Consider the following 25,394-nt stretch of genomic DNA (forward strand, 5'->3'; position numbering starts at 1 on the left):
TTGGATTTGGCGGAAGAGAGTGGGAGTCGAACCCACCCGGGACAGGCTGACTGCCCCAACCGGATTTGAAGTCCGGCCGCCCCACCGGGGACGCTTCTCTTCCCTATGGTTCACATATCGGGGCCGTCCGGCTGGAACAGGTCGATCCGATGCGGATTGATGCGACGAAGATCGCCCCGGCGCAAGGTCAGACCCAGCCGGTCGAAGAAATCCAGGATCTGGATCGCCACCTTGCGGCCGTTCTGCACCCGGTCGCGAAAGGCGGGGGCGGTGAACCAGCCGTCCGGGGCCTGCGCCGCGACATCGCGGATGATGGCGACCATCTCGATCGTGGTGGCGCGGGCAAAGAAATGGTCATGCGCGATCTGGTCGAGGCGGCCCTGGCGCGCGGCCATGCGCAGGATGCGGCGGATCTCGGCCTCGTCGGCGCCCATTTCGGTGGCGAAGTCGCGGACGCGGGGCGGGCGGAACCGCTCGGCGCCGTCCAGGCGCGGCAGCATCTGGGCCAGCAGCGCCTCGTCCTGGTCCGAGAGCCGGGGCAGGTGGCCGGGCAGGCGGACGAAGGCGCCGTCGAGCGCGATGCGGCCGGCCTCGGCCTCGGCGCGCAGAAGCGCGGTGAAGTCGGGGCGCGACAGGCGGCGGTGCACGGCCAGGCGCAGCCGCTCGCGGCCCAGGCCCTGCAGATCGGCGTTCTCGGCGTGGAAGGCGGTGAGCTGGGCGGTAACCCCCTGGCGCAGCGCGTCGAGCAGATCGGGTGACAGCGCCTGCCGGGTGCCGGGGATCACGGCGACGCCCGAGTCGGCCACGGCCTGGGCCAGGCCCGGCGGCGCCAGCGCGCGGTCGCGGGCGAAGGCGTCGAGGTCCACCGCCTCCAGCCGGGCCATGGCGGCCAAGGCCTTGGCCGGGTTGGGCAGGGCCATGGCGGCGAGCTGCGCCAGCCGCTCGGGGCGCGCGCGGTGGCGGGCGGGCGGGCGCAGGTCGATCAAGCTGCCGCCGCCGATGGTCCGCCGGGCCGAGGTATCGCGCAGGATGAAGCGCTCGCCAAATGCTGCGGCGACGGGGCGGTCCAGCACGATCTGCGCCAGCCCGGTCTCGCCCGGACCCAGCGGGCCTTGCAGCGGCACGATGCGGGCGCCGGTCTCGGCCGCGCCCAGGTGCAGGCGGGCGGGGAACCAGGTGGCCAGCGGCTTCGGCTCGCCGGCAAGCACGCGCAGGGTCACGTCGATGCGCTGCGTTGGCGCGTGCAGTGCCGGGTCCAGCGCCAGGTCGCCGCGGTGGATCGCCTCGCGTGTGATCGCCTCGCCGGCAAGGTTCAGGGCGCAGCGCTGGCCGGCAAACCCCTGATCCGCCTTGCGGTTCTGGGCATGGATGCCGCGTACCCGCGCCGGCAGGCCGGAGGGGCTGAGCGTGACCTGATCCCCGGTCGCGACTCGGCCGGACAGCACGGTGCCGGTGACGACGGTGCCGGTGCCGGCCAGGGTGAAGCTGCGGTCGATGGCCATGCGGAAGCGGTCGCCGGTGGCGCGGGCGGCGGTCTCGGCCTCGGCCCGGGCCAGGGCGTCGCGCAAGGCGGGAATGCCGGCGCCGGTCAGCGAGGAGACCGGGAAGACCGGCGCGCCATCAAGCCCGGTCGGGGCCAGCAATTCGGCGATCTCGGCGCGCAGCGCGGCCAGCCGGTCGGGGCCGGCCAGGTCGGATTTGGTCAGCGCGACCATGCCGCGTCGGATGCCCAGCAGGTCGAGGATGGCCAGATGCTCGCGGGTTTGCGGCATGATGCCGTCATCGGCGGCGACGACCAGCAGCGCCAGGTCGATGCCGCCGGCGCCGGCCAGCATGGTATGGACGAATTTCTCGTGCCCCGGCACATCCACGAAGCCGGTGACGCTGCCGGCGCCCAGGTCGGCATAGGCGAAGCCCAGCTCGATGGTGATGCCGCGGGCCTTTTCCTCGGCCAGGCGGTCGGCGTCCACGCCGGTCAGCGCCTTGACCAGAGCGGTCTTGCCATGGTCGATATGGCCGGCCGTCCCGACGATCATGCCAGGGCTTGGGTCAGCGCCGCGTCATCGGGCAGGCAGCGCAGGTCGAGGATCAGCGCGCCGTCATGGATGCGGCCGATGATCGGGGTGGAAAGCCCGCGCAGCCTTTCGGCCAGCGCCTCGGGGCGCGGGGTCAGCGCCAGGCCGGCGCTGGGGATGGTGTCGGTCGGCAGCGCGCCCGAGCCGATCTGGCTGGCGCAGGGGGTCACGGTCACGGTGCAGCCAAGCGCGCGCGCAACCATCGGCGCCAGCCGCTCGGCCTGGGCGCGGATCTCGGCCAGCGGGCGCGAGAGCAGGCGCAGGGTCGGCAGCCGCTCGGCCAGCCGGTCGGGGTCGCGATACAGCCGCAGCGTCGCCTCGGTCGCGGCGATGCGGATCTTGTCCATGCGGAGGGCGCGTTTCAGCGGATTCCTGTTGATGGCGGCGATGATCTCGCGCCGGCCGACGATGAAGCCCGCCTGCGGCCCGCCCAGCAGCTTGTCGCCCGAAAAGGTGACGACATCGGCGCCCTCGGCCACCGCCTCGGCCACGGTCGGCTCGGGCGCGAGGCCCCAGCGGCGCAGGTCCACCAGCGTGCCCGAGCCGAGGTCGTTTACCATGGGCAACCCCGCCTGATGCGCGATCTGCGCCAGTTCGGGGGCCGGCACCTCTTTGGTGAAGCCCTCGATGCGATAGTTCGAGGTGTGGACCTTCATCAACAGGCCGGTCTCGGGGCCGATGGCCTCGCGGTAGTCCCTGGCATGGGTGCGGTTGGTGGTGCCGACCTCGCGCAGCCGGCAGCCGGCCTGCTCCATGATCGCGGGCATGCGGAAGGCGCCGCCGATCTCGATCAGTTCCCCGCGCGAGACCACGGCCTCGCGGCCCCGCGCCAGCGTGTTCAGCACGATCAGCACCGCCGAGGCGTTGTTGTTGACGACGGTCGCATCCTCGGCCCCGGTCAGTTCGCACAAAAGTCCGCGCAGGTGGCTGTCGCGTTCGCCGCGCCCGCCGGTGTCGAGATCGAATTCCAGCGCGGCGGGCGCGCGCATGGCGGCCAGCGCGGCCTCGATCGCCGCATCGGCCAGCAGGGCGCGGCCAAGGTTGGTGTGCAGGACGGTGCCGGTCAGGTTGAGCACCGGGCGCAGCCGGGATTGCGCCATCAGCGCCAGCCGGGCCTGCGCCAGCGCCAGGATCGCCGCCGCATCGGGCAGCGGCTCGGGTCGGGCTTCGCGGATCGTCGTCAGTTCGGCGCGCAGAGCGTCGGTGACCTGCGCCCGGCCATGGTTTTCGATCAGCGACCCGCATTCGGCCAGCAGCCGATCAACCGAGGGCAGGCCGCGCAGCGACATCAGAACCCCGCCAGGAAGGGATCGAAGCCGCCGCGTCGCCATTCCGTGTCGCGCATCATCAGGTCAAGGCCGAGACTTGCCACATCGTCTGCTACAACTTCCAGGGTCGGGTTCTTGTTCTGATACAAAATCTTGACCCACTGGCCGCATTCCCGGCAGCATTCGGCCTTGACCGTGGCCTCTTCGGTTTCGACCGAACGATAGGTGATGCCCTTGGTCGAGCCGCAGCAGGTGCATTTCACCCGCACCTCGTTCCACAGCGCCTGGCAGGTGGCGCAGGCGCAGTAACGCGCGCCCTCGGCGCCGATGTTTTCGGTGACGAGGCTGGCGAGCGGGCGGCCGCCGCAGGCCGGACAGGTGCCGGTGCGGATCGCCACCAGCCTGTCGCCGGGCAGGGCGGCAGCATGCAGGCTGGCCACGACCTGCAAGGCGGCAGCGGCGAAGACATGCGGGGCGACGCTGTCGGCGGGAATGGTGTCCGAGAGCACATTGCCGATGACCCAGTCGCGGTCCGCATCCTCGGCCGCGGCCAGGGCGGCCAGCGCCAGCCGGGCAGGCTCGGGCATCTCGACGGCTTCCAGCATGGGCAGCAGGGCGGCCAGTGCCTGGGCCAGCGGCGCGCGCAACGCCTGGCGGTCCAGGGGCGGCATGCGGGCGGCGCGGGCCTGCTCGATGGTTGCATCCGGCAGCGGTGCAGGGGCGGGCAGTTCGGCGGCAAGCTGGGCCTGCGCCCGGCAGATCGCCGCCAGGAAGCGCAGATAGGGCGCCAGATTGGCATTATGCCCGGCTAGGAAATCGAACCGCCCGGCGCGGGCGGCAAACAGCGCCTGCGGATCGGGCAGGCGCACCAGCGGCACCCGGGCGATGCCGCCGATCATGGAGGGGTCGGGTTTCAGGCTTGCGGACATGGGCTCCCTTGCGGGCCGGGACGGCCGGGCTGGCCCTACTCTGCCGGGCCGCGCCGCTCGCGTCCAGCCAGTTCCCGCAGCCATTTGCGGTGGTGCTTCCAGGCCCAGCCGCCGGTGACGGTGCCGCGCGTCATGGCGCGCAGCGTGCCGCGGGTCCAGAACGCCGCATAGACGTGCAGGATGAAGGTCAGGATGATCGCCACCGCCGCCAGCGAATGCACCAGCATGGCCCAGCGGCGCGCCGGGATCGAGACCAGATGCGGGAAATACTGCTCCCACACCATCACGCCCGAGACGATCAGCACCACGATCAGCGCCGACATGGCCCAGAAGATGAACTTCTGCCCGGCATTGTACTTGCCCAGCTCGGGCAGCTTTTCCTCGTCGCCCTTGAGCACGTCGCCGATGTTCTCGACCCAGGTCACGTCCTCGGCGCGCGGCAGGTTCAGGCGCCAGAGCTGCAGGAACAGGATGAAGAAGCTGAAGAACAGCAGGACGCCGACGAAGGGGTGCAGCCAGCGTGTCACCTGGCCGCCGCCGAAAAGCCCGGTCAGGAAGTAAAGCGCCGGGTGAAACAGCGCCATGCCCGACAGCAGCAGCACGATCAGGCTGCCGGCGGTGACCCAGTGATTGGCGCGGGTAAAGCCGCGATAGCGGCTGACCGTCACCGGGGCGGTGGTTTCGATATGATCGCCGGGTTGGGAAAAGATGCGCTTTGCCATCATGTCCTCTCGGGCGGGGGGTTGGGATCGACCAGTTCCTCGGCCTCGTGCTCGTCCTCGGCGCTGACGGTATTGGCGCGACCCAGGAGCCCGTGCAGGACCGAGCCGACCGCGGCCAGGCCGATGGCCGCCAGGCCCAGCGTCTTGGTGACGCCCTTCCAGCCCTCGACCACGGGCGAGATGCGCGGATTCTCGGGCAGGTTGGAATAAAGCGCCGGCTTGTCGGCGTGGTGCAGCACATAGAACACATGCGTGCCGCCGACGCCCTCGGGGTCGTAGATGCCGGCGTTCTCATAGCCGCGGGACTTCAGGTCGGCTACGCGCTCTTCGGCATGGGCGATCATGTCCTCCTTGTGGCCGAAGACGATGGCCTGGGTCGGGCAGGCCTTGGCGCAGGCCGGCCCCTGTCCCACCGCCACCCGGTCGGAACAGAGCGTGCATTTGTAGCTGACATGGGTCTTCTGGCTGACGCGCGGAATGTTGAACGGGCAGCCGGTCACGCAATAGCCGCAGCCGATGCAGTTCTCGTGGATGAAATCGACGATGCCGTTCGAATATTGCACGATGGCGCCCGGGGCCGGGCAGGCCTTGAGGCAGCCGGGATCGACGCAATGCATGCAGCCGTCCTTGCGGATCAGCCATTCGAGATCGCCGGTCTCGGGGTTGTCGTATTCCGAGAACCGCATCAGCGTGAACATCTCGGGCGTCAGGTCGTGGGGGTTCTCATAGACGCCGGTATTGTGCTCGATCTCGGGATGGGTGTCGTTCCATTCGGCGCAGGCCGACTGGCAGGCCTTGCAGCCGATGCATTTGCTGACGTCGATCAGCTTCGCCACCGGCGTCAGCTCGCGCGTGGGCGGGGCGAGGTCGGGCATGGCCGAGGCGCGGATGACGTCGCCCGCGCCCAGGTTGGTGGGCATGGGCTGGATCGGCGGATTGGCGACCGCAGTGCGCGGGCTGTCAAGCTTGGGGTCCGTGGTCATGACACCGCCTCCCCGGTTGCCGGTTCGATATTGACGAGGAACGCCTTGAATTCAGGCGTTTCCACATTGGCGTCGCCGACGAAGGGCGTCAGGCTGTTCGGCCCCCAGCCCTTGCGCGCCGCGCCGACAAAGCCCCAATGCAGCGGGATGCCGACGACATAGACGGTCTTGTCGCCGCATTGCAGCGGCTTCAGCCGTTTCGTCACCAGCGCCTTGGCCTTGACCGAGCCGCGCTTGGACCAGACCCGCACCCAGCCGCCCCGGGTGATGCCCTTCAGCGCCGCCAGTTCCTCGCTGATCTCGACGAAGAATTCGGGCTGGAGCGCCGCGTTGATGCGGTTGTTCTTGGTCCAGTAGTGGAAATGCTCGGTCAGCCGGTAGGAGGTCGCGACGAAGGGGAATTCGTCGCTGGTGGCGAATTGCTCGGCATCATCGACGAAGACCCGCGCCACCGGATTGCCCCGCATCTCGGGGTTGAAGACGTTGGCGATGGGGCTTTCGAACGGCTCCATATGGGTCGGGAACGGCCCGTCGCGCATCATGCCGCGGGTGAACAGCCGCGAGGTGCCCTCCTGGTTCATGATGAAGGGGCCGACCTCGCCGGGTTTCGAGGTCGGGGCGATGTCGGGCACGTCGTAGCCGGCCCATTTCTCGCCGTCCCATTCCATCAGCTTGCGGCTGGCGTCCCAGGGCTTGCCCTGCAGATCGGCCGAGGCGCGGTTGTAGAGGATGCGCCGGTTCAGCGGCCAGGCATAGGTCCAGTTCGGGAACAGGCCGACGTCGTCGGGGTCGGCGTTGTCGCGCCGGGCCATCATGTTGCCCTCTTCCGTCCAGGAGCCCGAGAAGATCCAGCAGGCGCCCATGGTCGAGCCGTCGTCGCGATACTGGCTGAAGTTCGCCAGAAGCTTGCCCGCCGGGGTCAGCAGCTTGGCGGTGTCCTTGAGATCGTGGACATCGGCAAGCGCCCGGCCGTTCATCTCTTTCGCCAGTTCCTCGGCCGTTGGTTCCTCGGGGTTGGCATAGTCCCAGGCCAGGTTCAGGATCGGCTCGGGCAGGATGCCGCCCTCGTCCTGGTAAAGCGTCCTGACGCGCTGGAAGATCTGCGACATGATCCAGGTGTCGCGTTTCGACTGGCCCGGCGGCGTGCCCGCCGCCCAGTGCCATTGCAGCCAGCGCCCCGAGTTCACCAGCGAGCCGTCGTCCTCGGCAAAGCAGGTGGTGGGCAGCTGGATCACCTCGGTCTGGATCGCGGCGGTGTCCACGTCGTTGTGTTCGCCGTGGTTTTCCCAGAAGCGGGCGGTCTCGGTCTCCAGCGGGTCCATGACGACCAGCAGCTTCAGCTTGCTGAAGGCCTCGGTCAGCTTGCCGCGGTCGGGGAAGGCCAGAAGCGGGTTGAAGCCCTGGCAGAAGTAGTTGTTGACCTTGCCCGCCTTCATCAGCTCGAACATGCGCAACACGTCATAGGTCGGCACGTCCAGCTTGGGCAGCCAGTGATAGGCCCATTCGTTCTGGGCCGTGGCGGCATCGCCCCACATCGCTTTCATGAAGCTGACGAAGAATTTGGAGTAGTTCTGCCAATAGCTGGTCTGGCCCGGCCGCAGCGGCTTGAAGGTGCGGCTGGACATATAGGTCGCCAGGTCCGGCTCCGCCTCGGTCGGGATGTTCATGTAGCCGGGCAGCAGGTTCGACATCAGCCCGATATCGGTCAGGCCCTGGATGTTGGAATGCCCGCGCAAGGCGTTCATGCCGCCGCCGCGCACGCCGATATTGCCCAGCACCAGCTGCAGCATCGCCATGCCGCGGATGTTCTGCGCGCCCTTGGAATGCTGCGTCCAGCCCAGCGCATACATCGAGGTCATGGCCTTGTCGGGCGCCGCGCATTCGCCGATCATTTCCGCGATATGCAGGAAACGGTCCTTGGGCGTGCCGCAGACCTGCGCGACCAGCTCGGGCGTATAGCGCGAGACATGCTCTTTCAGCAGGTTCCAGACGCAGCGCGGGTTTTGCAGCGTCATGTCGACCTGGGCGAAACCGTCCTCGCCGATGACGTAGTCCCAGCTCGACTTGTCATAGTCGCGCTTTTCAGGGTCGTAGCCCGAGAACAGCCCGTCGCTCCAGCCGAACTCGTCCTTCACGATGAAGGGCGCGTTGGTGAAGTTCCTGACATAGTCCCATTGGACCCTGTCGTTCTGGATCATCCAGTTGATGAGCGCCATCAGGAAGGTGATGTCCGAGCCGGGCCGGATCGGGGCGTAATAATCGGATACGGATGCCGTGCGCGTGAACCGTGGGTCCACGACGATCAGCTTGGCGCCGCGCCGCGCCTTGGCTTCGGTCACCCATTTGAAGCCGCAGGGATGGGCTTCGGCAGCATTCCCGCCCATCACGATCACCAGGTCGGTGTTCTTGATGTCGGTCCAGGGGTTGGTCATCGCTCCGCGGCCAAATGTCGGGCCCAAACTGGACACCGTGGGGCCGTGTCAGACGCGCGCCTGGTTGTCGAATCCGACGATCCCCATGGCGCGCACCGTCTTGTAGGTCAGCCATGCGGTCTCGTTCGTGGTGGCCGAGGCGGCCAGGAAGCCCGTGGTGGTCCAGCGGTTCACCGGCACGCCAAGGTCGTTGGTCAGCACCATGTTGGCGTCGCGATCGTCCTTCAGCGCGCGGGCGATCTTGTCCAGCGCCTCGTCCCAGCTGATCTCCTCGAAGCCGGCGGCGCCGGGGCGGCGGATGCGGGGCGCGGTCAGGCGGGTCTCGGAATGGACGATGTCCTTCAGCGCCGCGCCTTTCGGGCATAGCGTGCCGCGGTTGGTCGGGTGGTCGGCATCGCCCTCGATATGGGTGATGACGGCGTTTTCGCCGGCCGCCACGTCGCCCTTGGAATAGATCAGGATGCCGCAGGCGACCGAGCAATAGGTGCAGGTGTTGCGCGTCTCGGTCATCGAGGCCAGCTTGAAGGCACGCACATGCGCCTGCTCCGCCGCCTCTGCCTCGCCAAAGCCCATGGCTCCCAGCGAGGTTGCCGCGACACCCGCGCCGGCCAGCTTCAGAAAGCCACGCCGCGAGAGGTCGATGTTCATCGCGCCCTCCTTTGCCTGTCGTAGAGATAGGTACAGGGTCAGGATTGCGCGGTATGGTAGTGCTGTCAAGCGCAAGCACCGAAGGCACGCCCCAGTGGGGCGCGCCTTGGACGACACACGCCAAGCTCAGACTTCGACGGCGATGGCGCCCATGGGATGCGAGCAGCAGGCCAGGATATAGCCTGCCTCGATGTCGTCGTCGGTGATGCCGCCGTTGTGGACCATATGCACCTCGCCCGAGGTCTTCCTGATCTTGCAGGTGCCGCACAGGCCGAAGGTGCAGCCCGAGGGGATGTTCAGCCCGTTCGCCTTGGCCACCGCCAGCACCGTGTCGGTCTCGGCGCATTTCGCGGTGATGCCCGAGGCGGCAAAGGTGATCTGCGCGCCGGCGGCATCGTCCAGCACCACGTCGTCCAGCACCGGGGCATCGGATTCGGTGCGGATCGGGGCGCCGAAACTTTCCTGATGGTAATGGTCCATGTCGAAGCCGAGCGCGATCAGCATGTCGCGCACCGCCTGCATGAAGGGCTCGGGGCCGCAGCAGAACACCTCGCGTTCCAGATAGTCGGGCGCCATCAGGCCCAGCATGATCTGGTTCAGCCGGCCGCTGTAGCCGTGCCAGGTGCGGAACGGGTCGCTCTGTTCGACGGTAAAGCGCAGCTGCAGGCCGGGCACGCGGTCGGCCATGCCTTCCAGGCGCTGGCGGAAGATGATCTCGCTGGGGGTGCGGGCGGCGTGGACGAAGACGATGTCCGGCATCTCGCCCGAATCCCAGGCCCAGGTCGTCATCGACATGACCGGGGTGATGCCGGATCCGGCCGAAATGAACAGGTATTTCGGCGCCTCGTGCTTGACGAAGCTGAAGATGCCGCTGGGCCCATAGGCCTTGAGCCGCATCCCCGGCCGCAGGTGGTCCAGCATCCAGCGGGTGCCGATGCTGTCGGGACCGGCCTTGACCGTCACCGAGATCGACAGCGGCCGCGACGGGCTGGAGCTGATGGTATAGGTGCGCTGGACGTTGCCGCCCGGCACCGGCAGGTCCAGCGTGATGAACTGCCCCGGCTGATAGTCGAACCAGGCCCCCGAGGGCGCGCGAAAGGTGAAGGTGGCGGTGTCCGTGCATTCGGGCACCACCATCACGCATTCCAGCGGCTCGTCGTCCTTCCAGGGCCGGTCGCCGAATGCCTTGACCAGGACCGCCATTATTCCGCCGCCATCGCCGGGGTGGGGGACAGGCGGCCGATCATGGTGTCGGCATACCAGTCGATGAACTGCACCACGCCCTCTTCCTGGATCGAGGAATAGGGGCCCGGCTCATAGGCCGGCGACAGGATGCCCTTCTGGTTTTCCTCGACGACCTGGCGATCCTCGTCATTGGTGTTGATCCAGACGGTGGTCAGATCCTCGATATTGTAGTCCACGCCCTCGACCGCGTCCTTGTGCACCAGCCAGTTCGTGGTGACCTGGGTTTCGGTCGGGCTGATCGGCAGCACGCGGAAGACGATGGCGTGGTCGGCCAGGAAGTGGTTCCAGGTGTTCGGATAATGGAAGAACAGCAGGCTGCCGGCGTCGTTGAAGGGCATGCTGCCCATGCGCTTTGCGACCGCGGCCTTGGTGCTCATGGTGTAGCTTTCGGCGTTGTTCAGCAGCGGGATGCGGGCCAGGCGCCATTGCATCTTGGGGTGGTTGACGAAGCGCGAGGGCAGGCCGGCCTCTTCGCAGCGCTTCCAATGCGCCAGGATGTCGGGGCTGGCGCTGTCGGGGCCTTCCATCGCGGTCATGTTCGGGTTGTCGGAATAGGTCCGGCAGAGCGAGGGGTGCGAGCCGCCGCAATGATAGCATTCGCGGTTGTTCTCGATCACCAGCTTCCAGTTGCCGTTCTCGATGATGGTCGAGGAATGGGCCACCTTGGCATCGGCCAGCGCACTGGGCGCCAGGTAGGACATCAGCTGCTTGGCCACGTCGGCGATCGCGGGCGGCACCTCGGCCAGGCAGATGAAGACCATGCCGTTCAGGTCCACGCAATGCACCGGCTTCAGCCCGAATTTCGAGGCGTCGAAATCGTCGCCCATGTCGCGGGCATAGAGCAGCTTGCCGTCCAGCTCATAGGTCCACTGGTGATAGGGGCAGACCAGTTTCGGGGTCGAGCCGTTCGGCTTGGAGCACAGGCGCTGGCCGCGGTGGCGGCAGACGTTGTGGAAGGCCCGCACCTTGCCGTCGCCGCCGCGCACGATCAGCACCGGATAGGCGCCGACCTGCATCGTGGCATAGTTGCCGGTCTTGGGAATCTCGCAGGCCGGAACGGCGAACAGCCATTCCTTGTACCAGATCTGCGCGAGGTCGGTCTGGAAAACGCCCTCGTCGCAGTAAAGATCGCGGGGCAGCGCGAAATTCTTCTGGCGGTTGGCGAGTTGGTTCAGGATCTCGACTGTGTTCAGCATGGCTTGATTCCGCTGGCTATGGGGGACGTGCTGTTTTCAGGAATGCACCCGTTTTCGCCGCCAGCGCTCTTCAAATGCGACGCATGGATGACGCAAACGGATCACGCCGCGCGCGATTTCGTGCGCGGCCGCCGAAAGCCGCAGCGGGCCGGGTTGCCAGCCCCGCCGGCGCGGCGCAAGCTTGGCGCAGGGATCCGGGCGAAAAGGGCTGGCCATGCGGCGCAGGACTGGGTTGGGAATCGTCGCCGCGCTGGCGCTGCTTCTGGCCGGCAATGCGCTGGCGCAGCAGGCGGCCGACAACCCGGGGCCTTCGTTCTTTCGCATCGGCACCGGCAGCACGGCCGGCACCTATTATCCCATCGGCGGCTTGCTGGCCCAGGCGATCTCGGCGCCACCGGGTGCAAGGGCCTGCGCCGAGCCGGGCGAATGCGGCGTGCCGGGGCTGGTCGCCTCGGCCCTGGCCTCGACCGGATCGGTGGCGAATGCCGAGGCGGTGCAAGGCGGGGCGCTGGAATCGGGCTTCGTCCAGGGCGACGTCGCCGCCTGGGCCTATTCCGGCGGCGGGATCTGGCAGGACAGGCCCAAGGCCGACAAGCTGCGCGCCATCGCCAATCTTTACCCCGAGGCCATCCATCTGGTCGTGCGCGACGGCGCGCAGATCGAATCGGTCGCCGACCTGCGCGGCAAGCGGGTATCGCTGGACGAGCCCGGCTCGGGCACGCTGGTCGACGCCCGGGCCATCCTGGCCGGGGCCGGACTGTCCGAACGGGACATTTCGCCCCTCTATTTGACGCTGGACGAGGCCGGCGCGGCAATGCAGCAGGGCCAGCTTGACGCGCTGTTCTTCGTCGGCGGCTATCCGGCCGGCGCCATCGCGGAACTCGCCAGCCAGCAGCCGATCCGCATCCTGCCCATCGACGGCGCGCTGGCCCAGGGGCTGATGGGCGAGCACGGCTTCCTGGCCCGCGCCACGATCCCGGCCGGCACCTATGACGGACAGGACGCCGATGTCGCGACGATCAGCGTCGGCGCGCAATGGGTCACCTCGACCGACCAGCCCGAGGCGCTGATCCACGACATCACCCGGGCGCTGTGGAGCGCGCGCAGCCGCCGGCTGCTGGACGCCGGCCACGCCCGGGGGCGCGACATCGCGCCCGATCGTGCATTGCAAGGCATCGGCATCCCGCTGCATCCCGGCGCCGCGCGCTATTACCGCGAAGCCGGCCTGCTGAAGTAAAGGCTCGCGCGGGCCGTTCGGCATAACCCTGTGGATAAGCTGCCACGACTCACCCGGCATGGATTGTGGAGATCCGGCCTGCCCGCGCCGGCCTGTGCATGACCCCGCCGCGGCCCGCGTGAACGAAACGGGTTTGTCCCCATGTCGAAAACCCGCCGGATCGCCGTCAACAGCCTGTGGACAAGAAAATCTTTCACAAACTTATCCACAGAGGTCTTTGTCACAATATGCTGATTTCACTTCGGTAATTCCTTAACGAATGGTTAACGGGATTTTTCTCCCCAACCGGCTGCGGCTGGGGAGATCTGCCGTGGAACAGCGAAATCCCGTCATCCACAGGCCCAACAACATCATCATCTTTCTTTATCTTCTTTCTTTTTTGTTAGAGGAGATGGCCTCGGAGGTGCCCGATGACCGATTTCCTGTCCCTCGCTTACCCTTGGGTGAAGGCGCTGCATGTCATGGCGGTGATTTCCTGGATGGCCGGGCTGTTCTACCTGCCCAGGCTCTTCGTCTATCACGCCGAACGCGGCCAGAACGGCACCGAGCCGGCGCAATCCTTTGCGATCATGGAGCAGAAGCTGCTGCGGATGATCATGAACCCGGCGATGGTGGTCAGCTGGCTGGCCGGGCTGGCGCTGGTCATGACGCCCGGCATCGTGGATTGGAGCATGGTCTGGCCCTGGACCAAGGCGGCCGGCGTGCTGGGCATGACCTGGTTTCACATGTGGCTGTCCGGGCAGCGCAAGGCGCTGCTGTCCGGGCGCGGGCTGAACGGGCGCCGCTACCGGATGATGAACGAAGTGCCGACGCTGCTGATGGCGCTGATCGTGCTCTCGGTGATCGTGAAGTTCTGAAGAATTGACTCGCGGCCGCTTTCTGCCTATGTGAGCCCTGTCCGCCGTCCGGCGGAATCTTTCCAGACACAGTTTTTCGCGCGGCCCGGTCCGACCCCGGCACTTGCGCGCATAGGCGAGACATGACCGAAGAACGTCTTAACCTGTCCGATCTCAAGGCCAAGAGCCCGGCCGACCTGCTGTCGATGGCCGAGGAGTGGGAGATCGAGAACGCCTCGACCATGCGCAAGGGCGAGATGATGTTCTCGATCCTCAAGGAGCATGCCGAGGAAGGTTACGACATCGGCGGCGACGGCGTGCTGGAAGTGGTCCAGGACGGTTTCGGCTTCCTGCGCTCGACCGAGGCGAACTATCTGCCCGGTCCCGACGATATCTATGTCAGCCCCGACATGATCCGCCAGCATGCGCTGCGCACCGGCGACACCGTCGAGGGCGTGATCCGTGCGCCGGGCGAGAACGAGCGTTACTTCGCGCTGACCAAGGTCGAGCGGATCAATTTCGAGGATCCGGAAAAGGCCCGCCACAAGGTCGCCTTCGACAACCTGACGCCGCTTTATCCCAACGAGCGGCTGAAGATGGAAATCGAGGATCCGACGATCAAGGATCGCTCCGCCCGGATCATCGACCTGGTGGCGCCGATCGGCAAGGGCCAGCGCTCGCTGATCGTGGCGCCGCCGCGCACCGGCAAGACCGTGCTGCTGCAGAACATCGCGCATTCGATCGCCAACAATCATCCCGAATGCTACCTGATCGTGCTGCTGATCGACGAGCGGCCGGAAGAAGTGACCGACATGCAGCGCTCGGTCAAGGGCGAGGTGGTTTCCTCGACCTTCGACGAACCGGCCAGCCGGCACGTCGCCGTGTCCGAGATGGTGATCGAAAAGGCCAAGCGGTTGGTCGAACACAAGCGAGATGTGGTGATCTTGCTGGATTCGATCACAAGACTTGGTAGGGCCTTCAATACCGTTGTGCCCAGCTCGGGCAAGGTTCTGACCGGTGGTGTCGACGCCAACGCCTTGCAGCGCCCGAAGCGGTTCTTCGGTGCGGCGCGGAATATCGAGGAGGGCGGCTCGCTGACTATCATCGCCACGGCGCTGATCGACACCGGCTCGCGCATGGACGAGGTGATCTTCGAGGAATTCAAGGGCACCGGCAACAGCGAGATCGTGCTGGACCGCAAGGTGGCCGACAAGCGCGTGTTCCCCGCCATGGACATCCTGAAATCCGGCACCCGGAAAGAGGAACTCCTGGTCGATTCCAAGGACTTGCAGAAGACTTACCTGCTGCGCCGCATCCTGAACCCGATGGGCACCACGGATGCGATCGAGTTCCTGATCTCGAAGCTGAAGCAGACCAAGACCAACGGCGAATTCTTCGATTCGATGAACGCCTGACGGCGCGGAGGATGCGGTGGACACGATCTTTGCCGAGGCAACGCCTCCCGGCCGGGGGGGCGTTTCCGTTGTTCGTCTGAGCGGTCCGCAGGCGCGGTCTGCGGTGGAATCGCTTGCCGGTCCGCTGGCGCAACCGCGCCTGGCCGTTTTGCGGCCGTTGCGGGATGGCGACGATTTGATCGATCGCGCCCTGGTGATCTGGTTTGCCGAGGGTCACAGCTTCACCGGCGAAGAAGTGGCGGAACTGCATCTGCATGGCGCGCCGGTCATTGCAAGCCGATTGACCGAGGCCCTGCTGCAACGCGGCCTCCGGCGCGCTGACCCGGGCGAGTTCACCCGGCGGGCCTTCCTGAACGGGCGGATGGATCTGGCCGAGGCCGAAGGCCTGGCGGACCTGCTTTCCGCCGAAACTGAGGCACAACGCCGCTTGGCCATGCGCGCCACCGAGGGCGAGTTGAGCGAAAAGGCGGATAGCCTGCGAGCCAGCCTGATCCGCGCCGGCGCCCTGGTCGAGGCCAGCATCGACTTTGCCGATGAGGAAGTTCCCGACGAAATACCCGGCGAGGTGTTTCAGATCGTCGAAGCGGTCCAGGCGGAAATCCGACACATGCTGGCTCGCTATCCCGCAACCGAGCGCTTGCGGCAGGGCTATGAAGTGGCGATCATCGGCCCTCCGAATGCCGGAAAATCGACGCTGCTCAACCGGATCGGGCAGAGAGACGTCGCGCTGGTTTCGGATATTGCCGGAACGACGCGCGATATTCTTGAACTGCGCACCGACCTTCGTGGCCTGCCGGTCACATTTCTGGATACCGCGGGGCTTCGCGAAAGCCAGGATGTCATCGAGGCCATGGGAATTTCCCGCGCCAGAGCCCGCGCCGAGGCTGCGGACCTGCGCATCCATCTTTCGCCGGAAGGAATGCCGAGCGAACCTTGGGGGCCGGACGACATTGTGGTGCGTTCCAAGAGCGATCTTTCACAAGCCGAGGGGCTGTCAGTCTCTGCGGCTACCGGGCAGGGGGTCGCAGAACTTCTCGACCTAGTCTATGATCGGTTGCGAATCCGGGCGGCCGATTCCGGCCTGATCAGCCACAAGCGTCAGGCGGAGGCGCTGGAGCGTGCTCATGATGCGCTTCAGCTGCCCATGCGATCGCCTGAGTTTGTTGCCGAATCGCTTCGGCAAGCCATTCAAGCTCTGGCGGCGATGATCGGCCGGATTGGCGCGGAAGAATATCTGGACGAGATTTTCAGCTCGTTCTGCATCGGAAAGTAGGGTTTCACGTGAAACAATTCGATGTTGTAGTGATTGGCGGCGGCCATGCCGGAGTCGAAGCTGCCATGGCTTCGGCGCGCATGGGCGCGGAAACAGCGCTGGTTACGCTGCGCCTGGAAGATCTTGGCACCATGTCTTGCAATCCGGCGATCGGCGGTCTGGGCAAAGGTCATCTGGTGCGCGAAGTGGACGCGCTGGACGGCGTCATGGGCCGACTCGCTGATGCTGCCGGAATCCAGTTTCGCTTGCTGAACCGACGCAAGGGGCCGGCTGTCCAAGGGCCGCGCGCCCAGGCGGATCGCCAACTCTACCGTTCCGCTGCCCAAGCAACCGTGCTCTCGCAGCCCAATCTTGCCTTTGTCCCGGGCGAGGCGGCCGAGCTGCTGCACGAGAACGGCAAGATCCACGGTGTCCGGCTGAGCGATGGCAGAGAGCTCGCCGCGCAGCAAGTGGTGCTGACGACGGGAACATTCCTGAATGGGCTTATCCATATCGGAGATGTCACGCGCCAAGCAGGCCGCTGGGGCGATCCGGCTTCGCAATCCCTTGCCGCCTCGCTTGGTCCGTTGAATTTGCCCTTGGGGCGCCTGAAGACTGGCACGCCACCAAGGCTTGAACGGCGCAGCATCGACTGGGATATCCTCGACCAGCAGCCTGGCGATGAAGAGCCGGTCGTATTCTCCTATTTGAACAGCGGCCCGCAGGTGAGGCAGATCAGTTGCTCGATTACGCATACCAACGCCACGACGCATCGGATTATACAGGATAATCTAGGCCGCTCCGCGATGTATGGCGGTCGTATCGACGGGGTCGGGCCGCGCTATTGCCCTTCGATCGAGGATAAGGTCGTTCGCTTCGCCGACAAGGAGTCTCACCAGATTTTCCTGGAGCCTGAGGGTTTGGACAGTGATCTCGTCTATCCCAACGGGATCTCGACCTCGTTGCCAGAGGAAGTCCAGCTGGCTTATGTCCGTTCCATTCGGGGGCTAGAAGAGGCAGTCATCGCGCAACCCGGCTACGCGGTCGAATATGATTACGTCGACCCCCGCGCCTTGACGCCGACTTTGCAAGTCAAATCGTTGGCCGGCCTGTTCCTGGCAGGACAGATCAACGGCACGACGGGATATGAGGAAGCCGCGGCGCAGGGGTTGGTCGCCGGGTTGAATGCGGCTCTGCGTGCGCAAGGCCGGCCGGCCCAAGTCTTCAGCCGTTCACAAAGCTACATCGGCGTCATGATCGACGATCTGGTGACACGCGGGGTCAGCGAACCCTATCGCATGTTTACGTCCCGCGCCGAGTTCCGGCTTTCCCTGCGCGCGGACAATGCCGACCAGCGCCTGACGCCGTTGGGACTGGAAATCGGATGTGTTGGACACGTTCGACGCGAAGCCTTCACCGATAAGATGCGGCGATATTCTGCGGCGCGTGCCCGCGCCGAAGCGGTCAGCTTCACACCCACCGAATTGGCACGATTTGGCTTGGACGTCCGGCATGATGGAGTCCGGCGCAGCGTGTTTGCCTTGCTCGCCCAGCAGGAATTCTCCGCAGAGCAAGTTTTGCAGCTGGATGAGCAGCTTGCGCAGGCGGACCGGGGTATTCTCGTCCAATTGGCCACTGACGCGCTGTATCAGCAATATACGCAGCGGCAGGAGCGGGACGCAGAGATGCTTCGCAAGGAAGAGGCTATACGCATCCCCGACAGCTTTGATTACGCCGCGGTTTCCGGGCTTTCCAACGAGCTCAAGGCGAAGCTGCAACGTTTCCGCCCGCAAACCTTGGCGGCAGCAGGACAAATCGAGGGGATGACGCCGGCCGCCTTGACGCTCATCCTCGCCCTGATTCGGGCTGGGCAGCGGCGCAGTGCATGATTGTTTCACGTGAAACAGAGCGCCTGGAGGCGTTCGCGGGACTGCTCAGAAAGTGGAACCCGGCAATCAATCTTATCGCGCCGAGCACAGTGGATCAGCTCGAATCCAGGCACATCGCCGATGCGCTTCAGCTTGCGCGTCTTGCGCAGCCGACGCCCGGCCTATGGCTGGATCTCGGGTCCGGTGGCGGCCTGCCAGGCTTGGTCATTGCCATTGCACATCCCCAGATTCCAGTGCGGCTGCTTGAAAGCGATCAGCGAAAAGCGGCATTTTTGCGCAACTCGATTCGAGAGCTGGCGCTTCAGAATACTGACGTGATCTGTCGGCGCATCGAAATGGCCGACAGGCAGAATGCCGAGAATATCAGCGCGCGGGCGCTTGCCCCGTTGCCCCAGCTCATGGCATATGTGGATCGGCATCTTTCACCAGAGGGGACGGCTTGGCTGATGAAGGGCCGGAATTGGCAGAAAGAAGTCGCTGAAGCTCGCAAAGTCTGGAGTTTCGACATGAAGGCGCATCAAAGCAGCACCGATCCAGATGCTGCCATTCTGGAGATCACGGGAATCCGCCATGTCTGAAGCTCGCATCGTCGCGGTGGCAAACCAGAAGGGTGGGGTCGGCAAGACCACTACCGCGATCAATCTGGGGGCTGCTTTGGCCGAGCAGGGCCAACGGGTGATTATCATCGATCTTGACCCGCAAGGAAATGCCTCGACCGGTCTTGGCGTTCCGTTGGAAGAGCGCCAGACCAATGCCTATGATCTGCTTTCCGGCGAGCAGGACCTGGCGCAGACGCTGCAGGACACGGATATCAACAATCTGCGCATCGTGCCGTCGAATCATGATCTCGCCTCGGCCGATTTCCAGCTGTCCAGCCGCCCGGGCCGCACCCAGCTCTTGCGCCGGAAATTGTCGCAAGCCACTGGATTCGATTATATTCTCATCGATTGCCCGCCGGCGCTGGGTCTGCTGACCGTGAACGCCATGGTGGCCGCCGACAGCGTTTTGGTGCCCCTGCAGGCCGAGTTCTACGCATTGGAGGGTCTATCGCAGCTGCTGATGACCGTGCGCGAAGTCAGGCAAGCCGCCAATCCCGATCTGCGGATCGAGGGCATCTTGTTGACCATGTCGGACAGTCGCAACAACCTCTCGCAGCAGGTCGAGGCGGACGCCCGCAGCACGCTGTCCGGCCTGGTCTACAGGACCGTCATTCCGCGGAACGTGCGCCTGTCCGAGGCGCCGTCGCATGCCATGCCGGTGCTGCAATACGATCCGCATTCCAAGGGCAGCGCCGCCTATCGCGAGCTCGCCAAGGAATTTCTGTCTCGTCAACTCGCCACGGCCTAGGGGGGATCATGTCCGATCATAAACTGGAAAAGCGCGGGCTTGGTCGCGGCCTGTCGGCGCTGATGGCCGATGTCGATCTGATCCCCTCGGAACGCCCGGCGCCGCGGCAGGTGATTCCGGTCGAGCAGCTGACACCCAATCCCGACCAGCCGCGCCGCAGCTTTGCGCCGGAAGCCCTGCAGGAGCTGGCGGATTCGCTCAAGGCGCGGGGCATGTTGCAGCCCTTGATCGTGCGGCCGCATCCGACCGATCAGGGCCTTTACCAGATCGTCGCCGGAGAGCGGCGTTGGCGTGCCGCCCAGATCGCCCAGTTGCACGAGGTTCCGGCCATCGTGCGCGACTTCAGCGATACCGAGGTGCTGGAGGTGGCGATCGTCGAGAATATCCAGCGCGCCGACCTGAATGCGATCGAGGAGGCGGCCTCTTATCGCCAGCTCATGGATCGTTTCGGCCACACGCAGGAAAAGCTGGGCGAAGCGCTGAACAAGAGCCGCAGCCACATCGCCAACCTGCTGCGTTTGCTGAACCTGCCCGAGCAGGTGCAGGCCTGGCTCAAGGAGGGCAAACTGACTGCGGGCCACGCCCGCGCCCTGATCACCGCGCCGAATGCGGTCGAACTGGCGCGCAAGGTGATCGAGAAGAACCTCTCGGTGCGCGAGACCGAGGAACTCGTTCGCCGCCAGGCCGAGGGCACCACCGCGAAGCCCAAAGCGGCCAAGCCGGAAAAGGACGCGGATACCCGCGCACTCGAGGGCGATCTTTCCGCGCATCTCAAGATGAAGGTGGCGATCAATCATGCCGGCAGCGAGGGCGGGCAATTGGTCATCACCTATCGCGACCTGGATCAGCTGGATCGTCTGTGTCAGGTGCTGGCCGGCAACTGAACCACATTTTGTATTTCAGCGCCAAGCCAATACAAGATAACAAAAAACCCCGGAGAAATCCGGGGTTTTCCTGTTTCAGCGATCTCAGCTTGCTGGGGTCGAGCTGACCCCGACCTTGGCCGGCCTCAGCAGCCGATCATGCAGCATGAAACCGTTGTCCATGACCTGGATGATGCTGCCCGCCACCGTGCCGGGCACCGGCGCCTCGAACATCGCTTCGTGCTGCTGCGGGTCGAATTTGTCGCCCACGGCCGGGGTGACGACATGGATGCCGTGCTTGGCAAAAACGTTGTTCAACTCGCGCAGCGTCAGTTCGACGCCCTCGATCAGCGCGGCAGCGGCGGCGCGTTGCTCGTCGCCGGCGGCGTCCAAGGCGCGGCTCAGCGCGTCATGCACCGGCAGCAGGTCGCGGGCCAGGCGCGAGCCGCCATATTGCTCGGCATCGCGGCGCTCCTTGTCGGCGCGTTTGCGGGCGTTTTCGGCATCGGCCAGCGCGCGCATGAAACGGTCGCGATATTCGTCCCGTTCGGCCACCAGCGCCTCGACATCGGGCGAGGGCACCTCATCGCTCAGCGGGTCAACGAAATCCTCGTCCAGCGGGCTGCCGTTCGGGTTGTCCTTGGTCATGTCCTTCATCCTTTCCGGCCAGAGATCATCCGGCCGACAAGCTGCGCAGTGTAATCGACGATCGGCACGATCCGGCCATAGTTCAGCCGCGTGGGCCCGATAACGCCGACCGCACCGACAATTTTTCGGTCAGCATTCATATAGGGCGAAACCACCAGAGAGGAACCGGAAAGTGAAAAAAGCTTGTTCTCGGAGCCGATGAAAATCCGCACCCCCTCGCCATGTTCGGCCAGTTCCAGGAATTCGGCGATGTCGCGCTTGCGTTCCAGGTCGTCGAACAGCGAGCGCACCCGGTCCAGGTCCACCGCCTCGTCCTCCAGCAGGTTGGCGCGGCCGCGCACGATCAGCCGCGCGTCCGACCCGTCGCCGTCCCACATCGCCAACCCATGCGCGATCATCTGCGCCGCGATCAGATCCAGCTTCTGCCGGCTCGCCTCGATTTCCTGGGCGATGCCGCGGCGCAGGTCGGCCAGCGTGCGGCCCTCGGCGACGGCGTTCAGGAAATTCGCCGCCTCGCGCATCGAGCTGGCGGTATGGCCGGGCGGGGGGGTAAAGACCCGGTTCTCGACCCGGCCGTCGGCAAAGACCAGCACCACCAGCGCGCGGTCCGGCGCCAGGCTGACGAATTCGATATGGCGCACCGGCGCCTCTTGCTTCGGCATCAGCACCAGCGAGGCGCCATGCGTCAGCGCCGACAGTGCCGTGCTGACCCGGTCCAGCATGGCGCCGGTGTCGCCGCTGTCCTGGCCCAAGGTTTCCTCGATCATCTCGCGGTCGGTGGTCGAGACGGGGCCGGCCTCCATCAACCCGTCCACGAACAGCCGCAGCCCCAGCTGCGTCGGCATGCGCCCGGCCGAGACATGCGGATGGTCCAGAAGGCCCAGATATTCCAGATCCTGCATCACGTTGCGGATCGTCGCGGCGCTGACCTTTTCGGTCATGTCGCGGGTCAGGGTGCGCGAGCCGACCGGCTCGCCGGTGGCCAGATAGGATTCGACCACGCGGCGAAACACCTCGCGCGAGCGGTCGTTCAGGTCGGAAAGCAGGGCGGTTTCTGGCATCGGCGGCGATCGGGCGTTCTCGGGTTGCGGTTGGGGGGCTCTGGCCTGTATTTGAGCAGCAAAACCCCCGAAAGGAATGACGGATGCGCCCCTCTGGCCGGAATTTAAGTGATATGCGACCAATTTCAATCGAAACCGGGGTGATGCGGCACGCCGAGGGCTCCTGCCTGATCTCTTGCGGCGATACCAAGGTGCTGTGCTCGGCCACGATCGAGGAAAAGGCGCCGCCCTTCCTGAAAGGCTCGGGGCAGGGCTGGGTCACGGCCGAATACGGCATGCTGCCGCGCGCTACCAACAGCCGCAACCGGCGCGAGGCCGCCTCGGGCAAGCAATCCGGCCGCACCCAGGAAATCCAGCGCCTGATCGGCCGCGCTCTACGCGCCGGCGTCGACCGACGCGCCCTGGGCGAGCGGCAGATCGTCATCGACTGCGACGTGATCCAGGCCGATGGCGGCACGCGCTGCGCCTCGATCACCGGCGGCTGGGTGGCGCTGCGGCTGGCGGTGAACCGGCTGTTGAAGGCCAATATCATCACCACCGACCCGATCCTGGACCATGTCGCGGCGGTGTCCTGCGGCATCTATGCCGGCCAGCCGATCCTGGACCTGGACTATGCCGAGGACAGCGAGGCCGGCACCGACGGCAACTTCATCCTGACCGGCGCCGGCCGGCTGATCGAGGTGCAGATGTCGGCCGAGGGCGCCACCTTCTCGCGCCCCGAGATGAACCAGCTGCTCGACCTGGCCGAAGCCGGCATCGCCGCGCTGGTCGATGCGCAAAAGGCCGCGGTGGCATGAGGGCCTTCACGGAAAAGAAGCTGCTGGTCGCCACCCACAATGCCGGCAAGCTGGACGAAATCCGCGCCATGATGGCGCCGCATGGCATTGCGGTCACCAGCGCCGGCGAGCTGGGCCTGCCCGAGCCGGCCGAGACCGAAACCAGCTTCATCGGCAATGCCCGCATCAAGGCCCGCGCCGCCATGCAGGCGACCGGGCTGCCGGTGCTGGCCGATGACAGCGGCATCACCGTCGATGGCCTCGACGGCGCGCCCGGCGTCTATACCGCCGATTGGGCGGAAACCCCGAATGGCCGCGACTTCCTGCAGGCCATGACCCGCACCTGGCGCGAGCTGGACGAACGCAACGTCCCCGAACCGCGCACCGCGCAGTTCCGCGCCACGCTGATCCTGCTGTGGCCGGACGGGCATGAGGAGATCTTCGAGGGCATCGCCCCCGGCCATCTGGTCTGGCCGCCGCGCGGTCCGCACGGCCACGGCTATGACCCGATCTTCGTCCCCGACGGCCACGACCGCACCTTTGCCGAGATGCCGGCCGAGGAAAAGAACCGCATCAGCCATCGCGCCGACGCCTTCCGCAAGCTGGAGGCGGCTTTTGCGTAGGATCTCGACCGGTTCGCCCTTCGAGACCGCCTTCGGCTACAGCCGCGCGGTGGTGAAGGGTCCGTGGTGCTTCGTCTCGGGCACCACGGGCTACGACTATGCCGCCATGGCGATGCCCGACAGCCCGGCCGAACAGGCCCGCAACGCCTTTGCCACCATCTTCGCTACCCTGGCCGAGGCCGGTTTCGTGCCCGAGGACATCGTGCGCGTGCAATACACCATCACCGACACCGCCTTCCTGGACGAGGTGGTGCCGGTCTTGGGCGAGGCGATGAAACATGCGTTACCGGCCGCGGCCATGGTTGTCGCGGGGCTCATCAAGCCCGAAATGAAGATCGAGATCGAAGTCACCGCATACCGGGAATGACCGCCACGGCCGCAGCCCTCGCCACGGACCCGAACCTCACCGACGATTGGCGGGCAGGGGGGTTTGCGCTTTACGTCCATTGGCCCTTCTGCGCCGCGAAATGCCCCTATTGCGACTTCAACAGCCATGTTACGGCCAGCATCGACCAAAGCCGCTGGCTGGCTGCCTATCGCGCCGAGATCGCCCGGCTGGGCCGGGAGACCCCGGGCCGGGTGCTGAACAGCATCTTCTTCGGCGGCGGCACGCCCAGTCTGATGGCGCCCGAGACCGTGGCCGGCGTGATCGAGGCCGCCCGCGCCGCCTGGCCCTTCGCCAATGACATCGAGATCACGCTGGAGGCGAACCCAACCAGCGTCGAGACCGGCCGCTTCCGCGCCTATGCCGACGCCGGGGTGAACCGGGTCTCGATGGGCGTGCAGGCGCTGAACGACGACGACCTGCGCCGGCTCGGCCGGATGCATTCGGTGGCCGAGGCCCGCGCCGCCTTCGACATTGCCCGCGACTGCTTTGCGCGGGTCAGCTTCGACCTGATCTATGCCCGCCAGGATCAGGACCGCGCGCATTGGCGCCGCGAACTGGCGCAGGCGCTGGCCATGGCGGTCGATCACCTCTCGGCCTATCAGCTGACCATCGAGCCCGGCACCGCCTTCGGCGCCCGCCACGCCAGGGGCGGGCTCAAGGGCCTGCCGGACGACGATCTTTCCGCCGACATGTATCTCGACACGCAGGAGATCTGCGCCGCGGCGGGGATGCCGGCCTATGAGATCTCGAACCACGCCCGGCCGGGTGCCGAAAGCCGGCACAATCTGGTCTATTGGCGCCAGGGCGACTGGGCGGCGGTGGGGCCGGGCGCGCATGGCCGCCTGACGCTGGGCAATGGCCGCTGGGCGACCGAGGCGCATCGGGCACCGGGCGAATGGCTGGCGGCGGTGGAAGCGCGCGGCAATGGCGACAGCCTGCGCGATGTGTTGACGCTGTCCGACCGGGCCGTCGAATACCTGCTGATGGCGATGCGGCTGGCCGAGGGGATGGAGATCCCGCGCTATCTCGCCCATGGCGCGCGGCTGCCGCAGCGGCAGCTTGCGGATCTGATCGGGCTCGGTCTCGTTACCCATCGGGGCGACCGGCTGGCCGCGACGGCGACCGGCCGCCCCGTCCTGAATGGTATCCTGCGCGAACTGGCGGAGTAAGATGCGTTTCCTGTTGCTTGCCCTGGGCTGGCTGTCCCTGACCGTGGGGGTGATCGGGGCCTTCCTGCCGGTCATGCCGACGGTGCCCTTCCTGCTGATCGCGGTCTGGGCCTTTGCGCAATCCTCGCCCCGGATCAGCGCGCGCATCATGCGCAACCCGACCTTCGGCCCGCAGATCCGCGCCTGGCGCAAGAACGGCACCATCGGCCGGCGCGCCAAGATCTGGGCCGTCGCCGCCATGGCCTGCGGCGTCGGCTGGGCGCTGTGGCTGGGACTCGACCCGCGGCTGATCGCGGTGCAGGCGCTGTGCTGCACCGCCGTCGGCGCCTGGCTGGTGACGCGGCCCGAGCCGTAAGCCGCCGGGGATTACAACCTTTTGCCCACTTGCCGCA

23 protein-coding genes and 1 tRNA gene are annotated in these 25,394 nt (G+C 66.1%); 13 read left to right on the forward strand and 11 right to left on the reverse strand.

Going from position 1 to position 25,394, the window contains the following annotated elements:
- Positions 1–7 precede the first annotated feature (7 nt).
- The 9 genes from E3D03_RS01865 to E3D03_RS01905 form a co-directional block, all read right to left on the reverse strand.
- A tRNA-Sec gene (locus E3D03_RS01865) sits at positions 8–103 on the reverse strand.
- A 7-nt stretch (positions 104–110) separates the two neighbouring features.
- The gene (selB, locus tag E3D03_RS01870) at positions 111–2,036 is read right to left on the reverse strand and encodes a selenocysteine-specific translation elongation factor (RefSeq protein WP_263565559.1); all 1,926 of its coding nucleotides are present in this window, start codon (positions 2,034–2,036) and stop codon (positions 111–113) included.
- The gene (gene selA / locus E3D03_RS01875; protein WP_263565560.1) at positions 2,033–3,364 is read right to left on the reverse strand and encodes an L-seryl-tRNA(Sec) selenium transferase; all 1,332 of its coding nucleotides are present in this window, start codon (positions 3,362–3,364) and stop codon (positions 2,033–2,035) included. The genes selB and selA overlap by 4 nt, the downstream gene beginning before the upstream one ends.
- Entirely contained in the window at positions 3,364–4,272 is a 909-nt protein-coding gene (fdhE, locus tag E3D03_RS01880) for a formate dehydrogenase accessory protein FdhE (protein WP_263565561.1), read from the reverse strand. Before fdhE ends, selA begins: the two co-directional genes overlap by 1 nt.
- A 35-nt stretch (positions 4,273–4,307) precedes the next feature.
- Positions 4,308–4,994, reverse strand: coding sequence for a formate dehydrogenase subunit gamma (locus E3D03_RS01885; protein ID WP_411969780.1), 687 nt, complete (start codon positions 4,992–4,994; stop codon positions 4,308–4,310).
- On the reverse strand, positions 4,994–5,977 hold the full coding sequence (gene fdxH / locus E3D03_RS01890; RefSeq protein WP_318013683.1) for a formate dehydrogenase subunit beta: 984 nt from the start codon (positions 5,975–5,977) through the stop codon (positions 4,994–4,996). The genes E3D03_RS01885 and fdxH overlap by 1 nt, the downstream gene beginning before the upstream one ends.
- Positions 5,974–9,057, reverse strand: a complete 3,084-nt coding sequence (gene fdnG / locus E3D03_RS01895) for a formate dehydrogenase-N subunit alpha (protein WP_263565563.1) — start codon at positions 9,055–9,057, stop codon at positions 5,974–5,976. The genes fdxH and fdnG overlap by 4 nt, the downstream gene beginning before the upstream one ends.
- Before the next feature lie 126 nt (positions 9,058–9,183).
- Positions 9,184–10,260, reverse strand: a complete 1,077-nt coding sequence (locus E3D03_RS01900) for a hybrid-cluster NAD(P)-dependent oxidoreductase (protein ID WP_263565564.1) — start codon at positions 10,258–10,260, stop codon at positions 9,184–9,186.
- Positions 10,260–11,498 (reverse strand): aromatic ring-hydroxylating oxygenase subunit alpha, encoded by a 1,239-nt coding sequence (locus E3D03_RS01905; RefSeq protein ID WP_263565565.1) that lies wholly within the window; start codon positions 11,496–11,498, stop codon positions 10,260–10,262. Before E3D03_RS01905 ends, E3D03_RS01900 begins: the two co-directional genes overlap by 1 nt.
- 214 nt (positions 11,499–11,712) lie before the next feature.
- Between E3D03_RS01905 and E3D03_RS01910 the strand changes: the two genes are divergently transcribed.
- The 8 genes from E3D03_RS01910 (at position 11,713) to E3D03_RS01945 (ending at position 20,358) form a co-directional block, all read left to right on the forward strand.
- Positions 11,713–12,735: a TAXI family TRAP transporter solute-binding subunit gene (locus tag E3D03_RS01910; protein WP_263565566.1), complete on the forward strand. Its 1,023-nt coding sequence runs from the start codon at positions 11,713–11,715 to the stop codon at positions 12,733–12,735.
- 410 nt (positions 12,736–13,145) lie between these two features.
- Positions 13,146–13,592, forward strand: a complete 447-nt coding sequence (locus E3D03_RS01915; RefSeq protein ID WP_263565567.1) for a CopD family protein — start codon at positions 13,146–13,148, stop codon at positions 13,590–13,592.
- Positions 13,593–13,714: 122 nt separating this feature from the next.
- Complete coding sequence (rho, locus tag E3D03_RS01920) at positions 13,715–14,986, forward strand: transcription termination factor Rho (RefSeq protein WP_062561621.1); 1,272 nt, start codon at positions 13,715–13,717, stop codon at positions 14,984–14,986.
- A 16-nt stretch (positions 14,987–15,002) separates the two neighbouring features.
- Positions 15,003–16,259, forward strand: a complete 1,257-nt coding sequence (gene mnmE, locus E3D03_RS01925; RefSeq protein ID WP_263565568.1) for a tRNA uridine-5-carboxymethylaminomethyl(34) synthesis GTPase MnmE — start codon at positions 15,003–15,005, stop codon at positions 16,257–16,259.
- A gap of 8 nt (positions 16,260–16,267) precedes the next feature.
- A complete protein-coding gene (mnmG, locus tag E3D03_RS01930) occupies positions 16,268–18,127 on the forward strand; it encodes a tRNA uridine-5-carboxymethylaminomethyl(34) synthesis enzyme MnmG (RefSeq protein ID WP_263565569.1) in 1,860 nt (619 codons plus the stop codon).
- On the forward strand, positions 18,124–18,705 hold the full coding sequence (gene rsmG, locus E3D03_RS01935) for a 16S rRNA (guanine(527)-N(7))-methyltransferase RsmG (RefSeq protein WP_263565570.1): 582 nt from the start codon (positions 18,124–18,126) through the stop codon (positions 18,703–18,705). The genes mnmG and rsmG overlap by 4 nt, the downstream gene beginning before the upstream one ends.
- Positions 18,698–19,474 carry a ParA family protein gene (locus E3D03_RS01940; protein ID WP_062561625.1) on the forward strand — a complete coding sequence of 259 codons (777 nt, stop codon included), beginning with the start codon at positions 18,698–18,700 and terminating at the stop codon, positions 19,472–19,474. The genes rsmG and E3D03_RS01940 overlap by 8 nt, the downstream gene beginning before the upstream one ends.
- An 8-nt stretch (positions 19,475–19,482) precedes the next feature.
- Positions 19,483–20,358 (forward strand): ParB/RepB/Spo0J family partition protein, encoded by an 876-nt coding sequence (locus tag E3D03_RS01945; RefSeq protein ID WP_263565571.1) that lies wholly within the window; start codon positions 19,483–19,485, stop codon positions 20,356–20,358.
- Between the two features lie 84 nt (positions 20,359–20,442).
- Here the strand turns inward: E3D03_RS01945 and E3D03_RS01950 are convergent, their stop codons facing one another.
- Positions 20,443–20,985, reverse strand: coding sequence for a nucleotide exchange factor GrpE (locus E3D03_RS01950; RefSeq protein WP_263565572.1), 543 nt, complete (start codon positions 20,983–20,985; stop codon positions 20,443–20,445).
- A 5-nt stretch (positions 20,986–20,990) separates the two neighbouring features.
- Entirely contained in the window at positions 20,991–22,046 is a 1,056-nt protein-coding gene (hrcA, locus tag E3D03_RS01955; protein ID WP_263565573.1) for a heat-inducible transcriptional repressor HrcA, read from the reverse strand.
- 83 nt (positions 22,047–22,129) lie between these two features.
- On the opposite strand from hrcA, the gene rph reads away from it, so the two are divergent.
- The 5 genes from rph to E3D03_RS01980 are packed head-to-tail and all read left to right on the forward strand — an operon-like array spanning position 22,130 to position 25,357.
- Positions 22,130–22,843 (forward strand): ribonuclease PH, encoded by a 714-nt coding sequence (rph, locus tag E3D03_RS01960; protein WP_263565574.1) that lies wholly within the window; start codon positions 22,130–22,132, stop codon positions 22,841–22,843.
- Complete coding sequence (gene rdgB, locus E3D03_RS01965; protein WP_263565575.1) at positions 22,840–23,445, forward strand: RdgB/HAM1 family non-canonical purine NTP pyrophosphatase; 606 nt, start codon at positions 22,840–22,842, stop codon at positions 23,443–23,445. Before rph ends, rdgB begins: the two co-directional genes overlap by 4 nt.
- On the forward strand, positions 23,438–23,812 hold the full coding sequence (locus E3D03_RS01970) for a RidA family protein (protein ID WP_263565576.1): 375 nt from the start codon (positions 23,438–23,440) through the stop codon (positions 23,810–23,812). Before rdgB ends, E3D03_RS01970 begins: the two co-directional genes overlap by 8 nt.
- Positions 23,809–25,002 (forward strand): radical SAM family heme chaperone HemW, encoded by a 1,194-nt coding sequence (gene hemW, locus E3D03_RS01975; protein ID WP_263565577.1) that lies wholly within the window; start codon positions 23,809–23,811, stop codon positions 25,000–25,002. The genes E3D03_RS01970 and hemW overlap by 4 nt, the downstream gene beginning before the upstream one ends.
- Position 25,003: 1 nt before the next feature.
- Positions 25,004–25,357, forward strand: coding sequence for a YbaN family protein (locus tag E3D03_RS01980; RefSeq protein ID WP_017999011.1), 354 nt, complete (start codon positions 25,004–25,006; stop codon positions 25,355–25,357).
- Positions 25,358–25,394 lie beyond the last annotated feature (37 nt).

Origin of the sequence: Paracoccus sp. DMF (assembly GCF_004407025.1) — a bacterium.
Lineage (GTDB): Bacteria > Pseudomonadota > Alphaproteobacteria > Rhodobacterales > Rhodobacteraceae > Paracoccus > Paracoccus aminovorans_B.

What these genes read in the sequence shown, in the direction of transcription:
- selB (WP_263565559.1), bottom strand. Translation starts at nt 2,036, where the DNA reads ATGATCGTCGGGACGGCCGGCCATATCGACCATGGCAAGACCGCTCTG.
- selA (WP_263565560.1), bottom strand. Translation starts at nt 3,364, where the DNA reads ATGTCGCTGCGCGGCCTGCCCTCGGTTGATCGGCTGCTGGCCGAATGC.
- fdhE (WP_263565561.1), bottom strand. Translation starts at nt 4,272, where the DNA reads ATGTCCGCAAGCCTGAAACCCGACCCCTCCATGATCGGCGGCATCGCC.
- E3D03_RS01885 (WP_411969780.1), bottom strand. Translation starts at nt 4,994, where the DNA reads ATGGCAAAGCGCATCTTTTCCCAACCCGGCGATCATATCGAAACCACC.
- fdxH (WP_318013683.1), bottom strand. Translation starts at nt 5,977, where the DNA reads ATGACCACGGACCCCAAGCTTGACAGCCCGCGCACTGCGGTCGCCAAT.
- E3D03_RS01900 (WP_263565564.1), bottom strand. Translation starts at nt 10,260, where the DNA reads ATGGCGGTCCTGGTCAAGGCATTCGGCGACCGGCCCTGGAAGGACGAC.
- E3D03_RS01905 (WP_263565565.1), bottom strand. Translation starts at nt 11,498, where the DNA reads ATGCTGAACACAGTCGAGATCCTGAACCAACTCGCCAACCGCCAGAAG.
- E3D03_RS01910 (WP_263565566.1), top strand. Translation starts at nt 11,713, where the DNA reads ATGCGGCGCAGGACTGGGTTGGGAATCGTCGCCGCGCTGGCGCTGCTT.
- E3D03_RS01915 (WP_263565567.1), top strand. Translation starts at nt 13,146, where the DNA reads ATGACCGATTTCCTGTCCCTCGCTTACCCTTGGGTGAAGGCGCTGCAT.
- rho (WP_062561621.1), top strand. Translation starts at nt 13,715, where the DNA reads ATGACCGAAGAACGTCTTAACCTGTCCGATCTCAAGGCCAAGAGCCCG.
- rsmG (WP_263565570.1), top strand. Translation starts at nt 18,124, where the DNA reads ATGATTGTTTCACGTGAAACAGAGCGCCTGGAGGCGTTCGCGGGACTG.
- E3D03_RS01940 (WP_062561625.1), top strand. Translation starts at nt 18,698, where the DNA reads ATGTCTGAAGCTCGCATCGTCGCGGTGGCAAACCAGAAGGGTGGGGTC.
- E3D03_RS01945 (WP_263565571.1), top strand. Translation starts at nt 19,483, where the DNA reads ATGTCCGATCATAAACTGGAAAAGCGCGGGCTTGGTCGCGGCCTGTCG.
- E3D03_RS01950 (WP_263565572.1), bottom strand. Translation starts at nt 20,985, where the DNA reads ATGACCAAGGACAACCCGAACGGCAGCCCGCTGGACGAGGATTTCGTT.
- hrcA (WP_263565573.1), bottom strand. Translation starts at nt 22,046, where the DNA reads ATGCCAGAAACCGCCCTGCTTTCCGACCTGAACGACCGCTCGCGCGAG.
- rph (WP_263565574.1), top strand. Translation starts at nt 22,130, where the DNA reads ATGCGCCCCTCTGGCCGGAATTTAAGTGATATGCGACCAATTTCAATC.
- rdgB (WP_263565575.1), top strand. Translation starts at nt 22,840, where the DNA reads ATGAGGGCCTTCACGGAAAAGAAGCTGCTGGTCGCCACCCACAATGCC.
- hemW (WP_263565577.1), top strand. Translation starts at nt 23,809, where the DNA reads ATGACCGCCACGGCCGCAGCCCTCGCCACGGACCCGAACCTCACCGAC.
- E3D03_RS01980 (WP_017999011.1), top strand. Translation starts at nt 25,004, where the DNA reads ATGCGTTTCCTGTTGCTTGCCCTGGGCTGGCTGTCCCTGACCGTGGGG.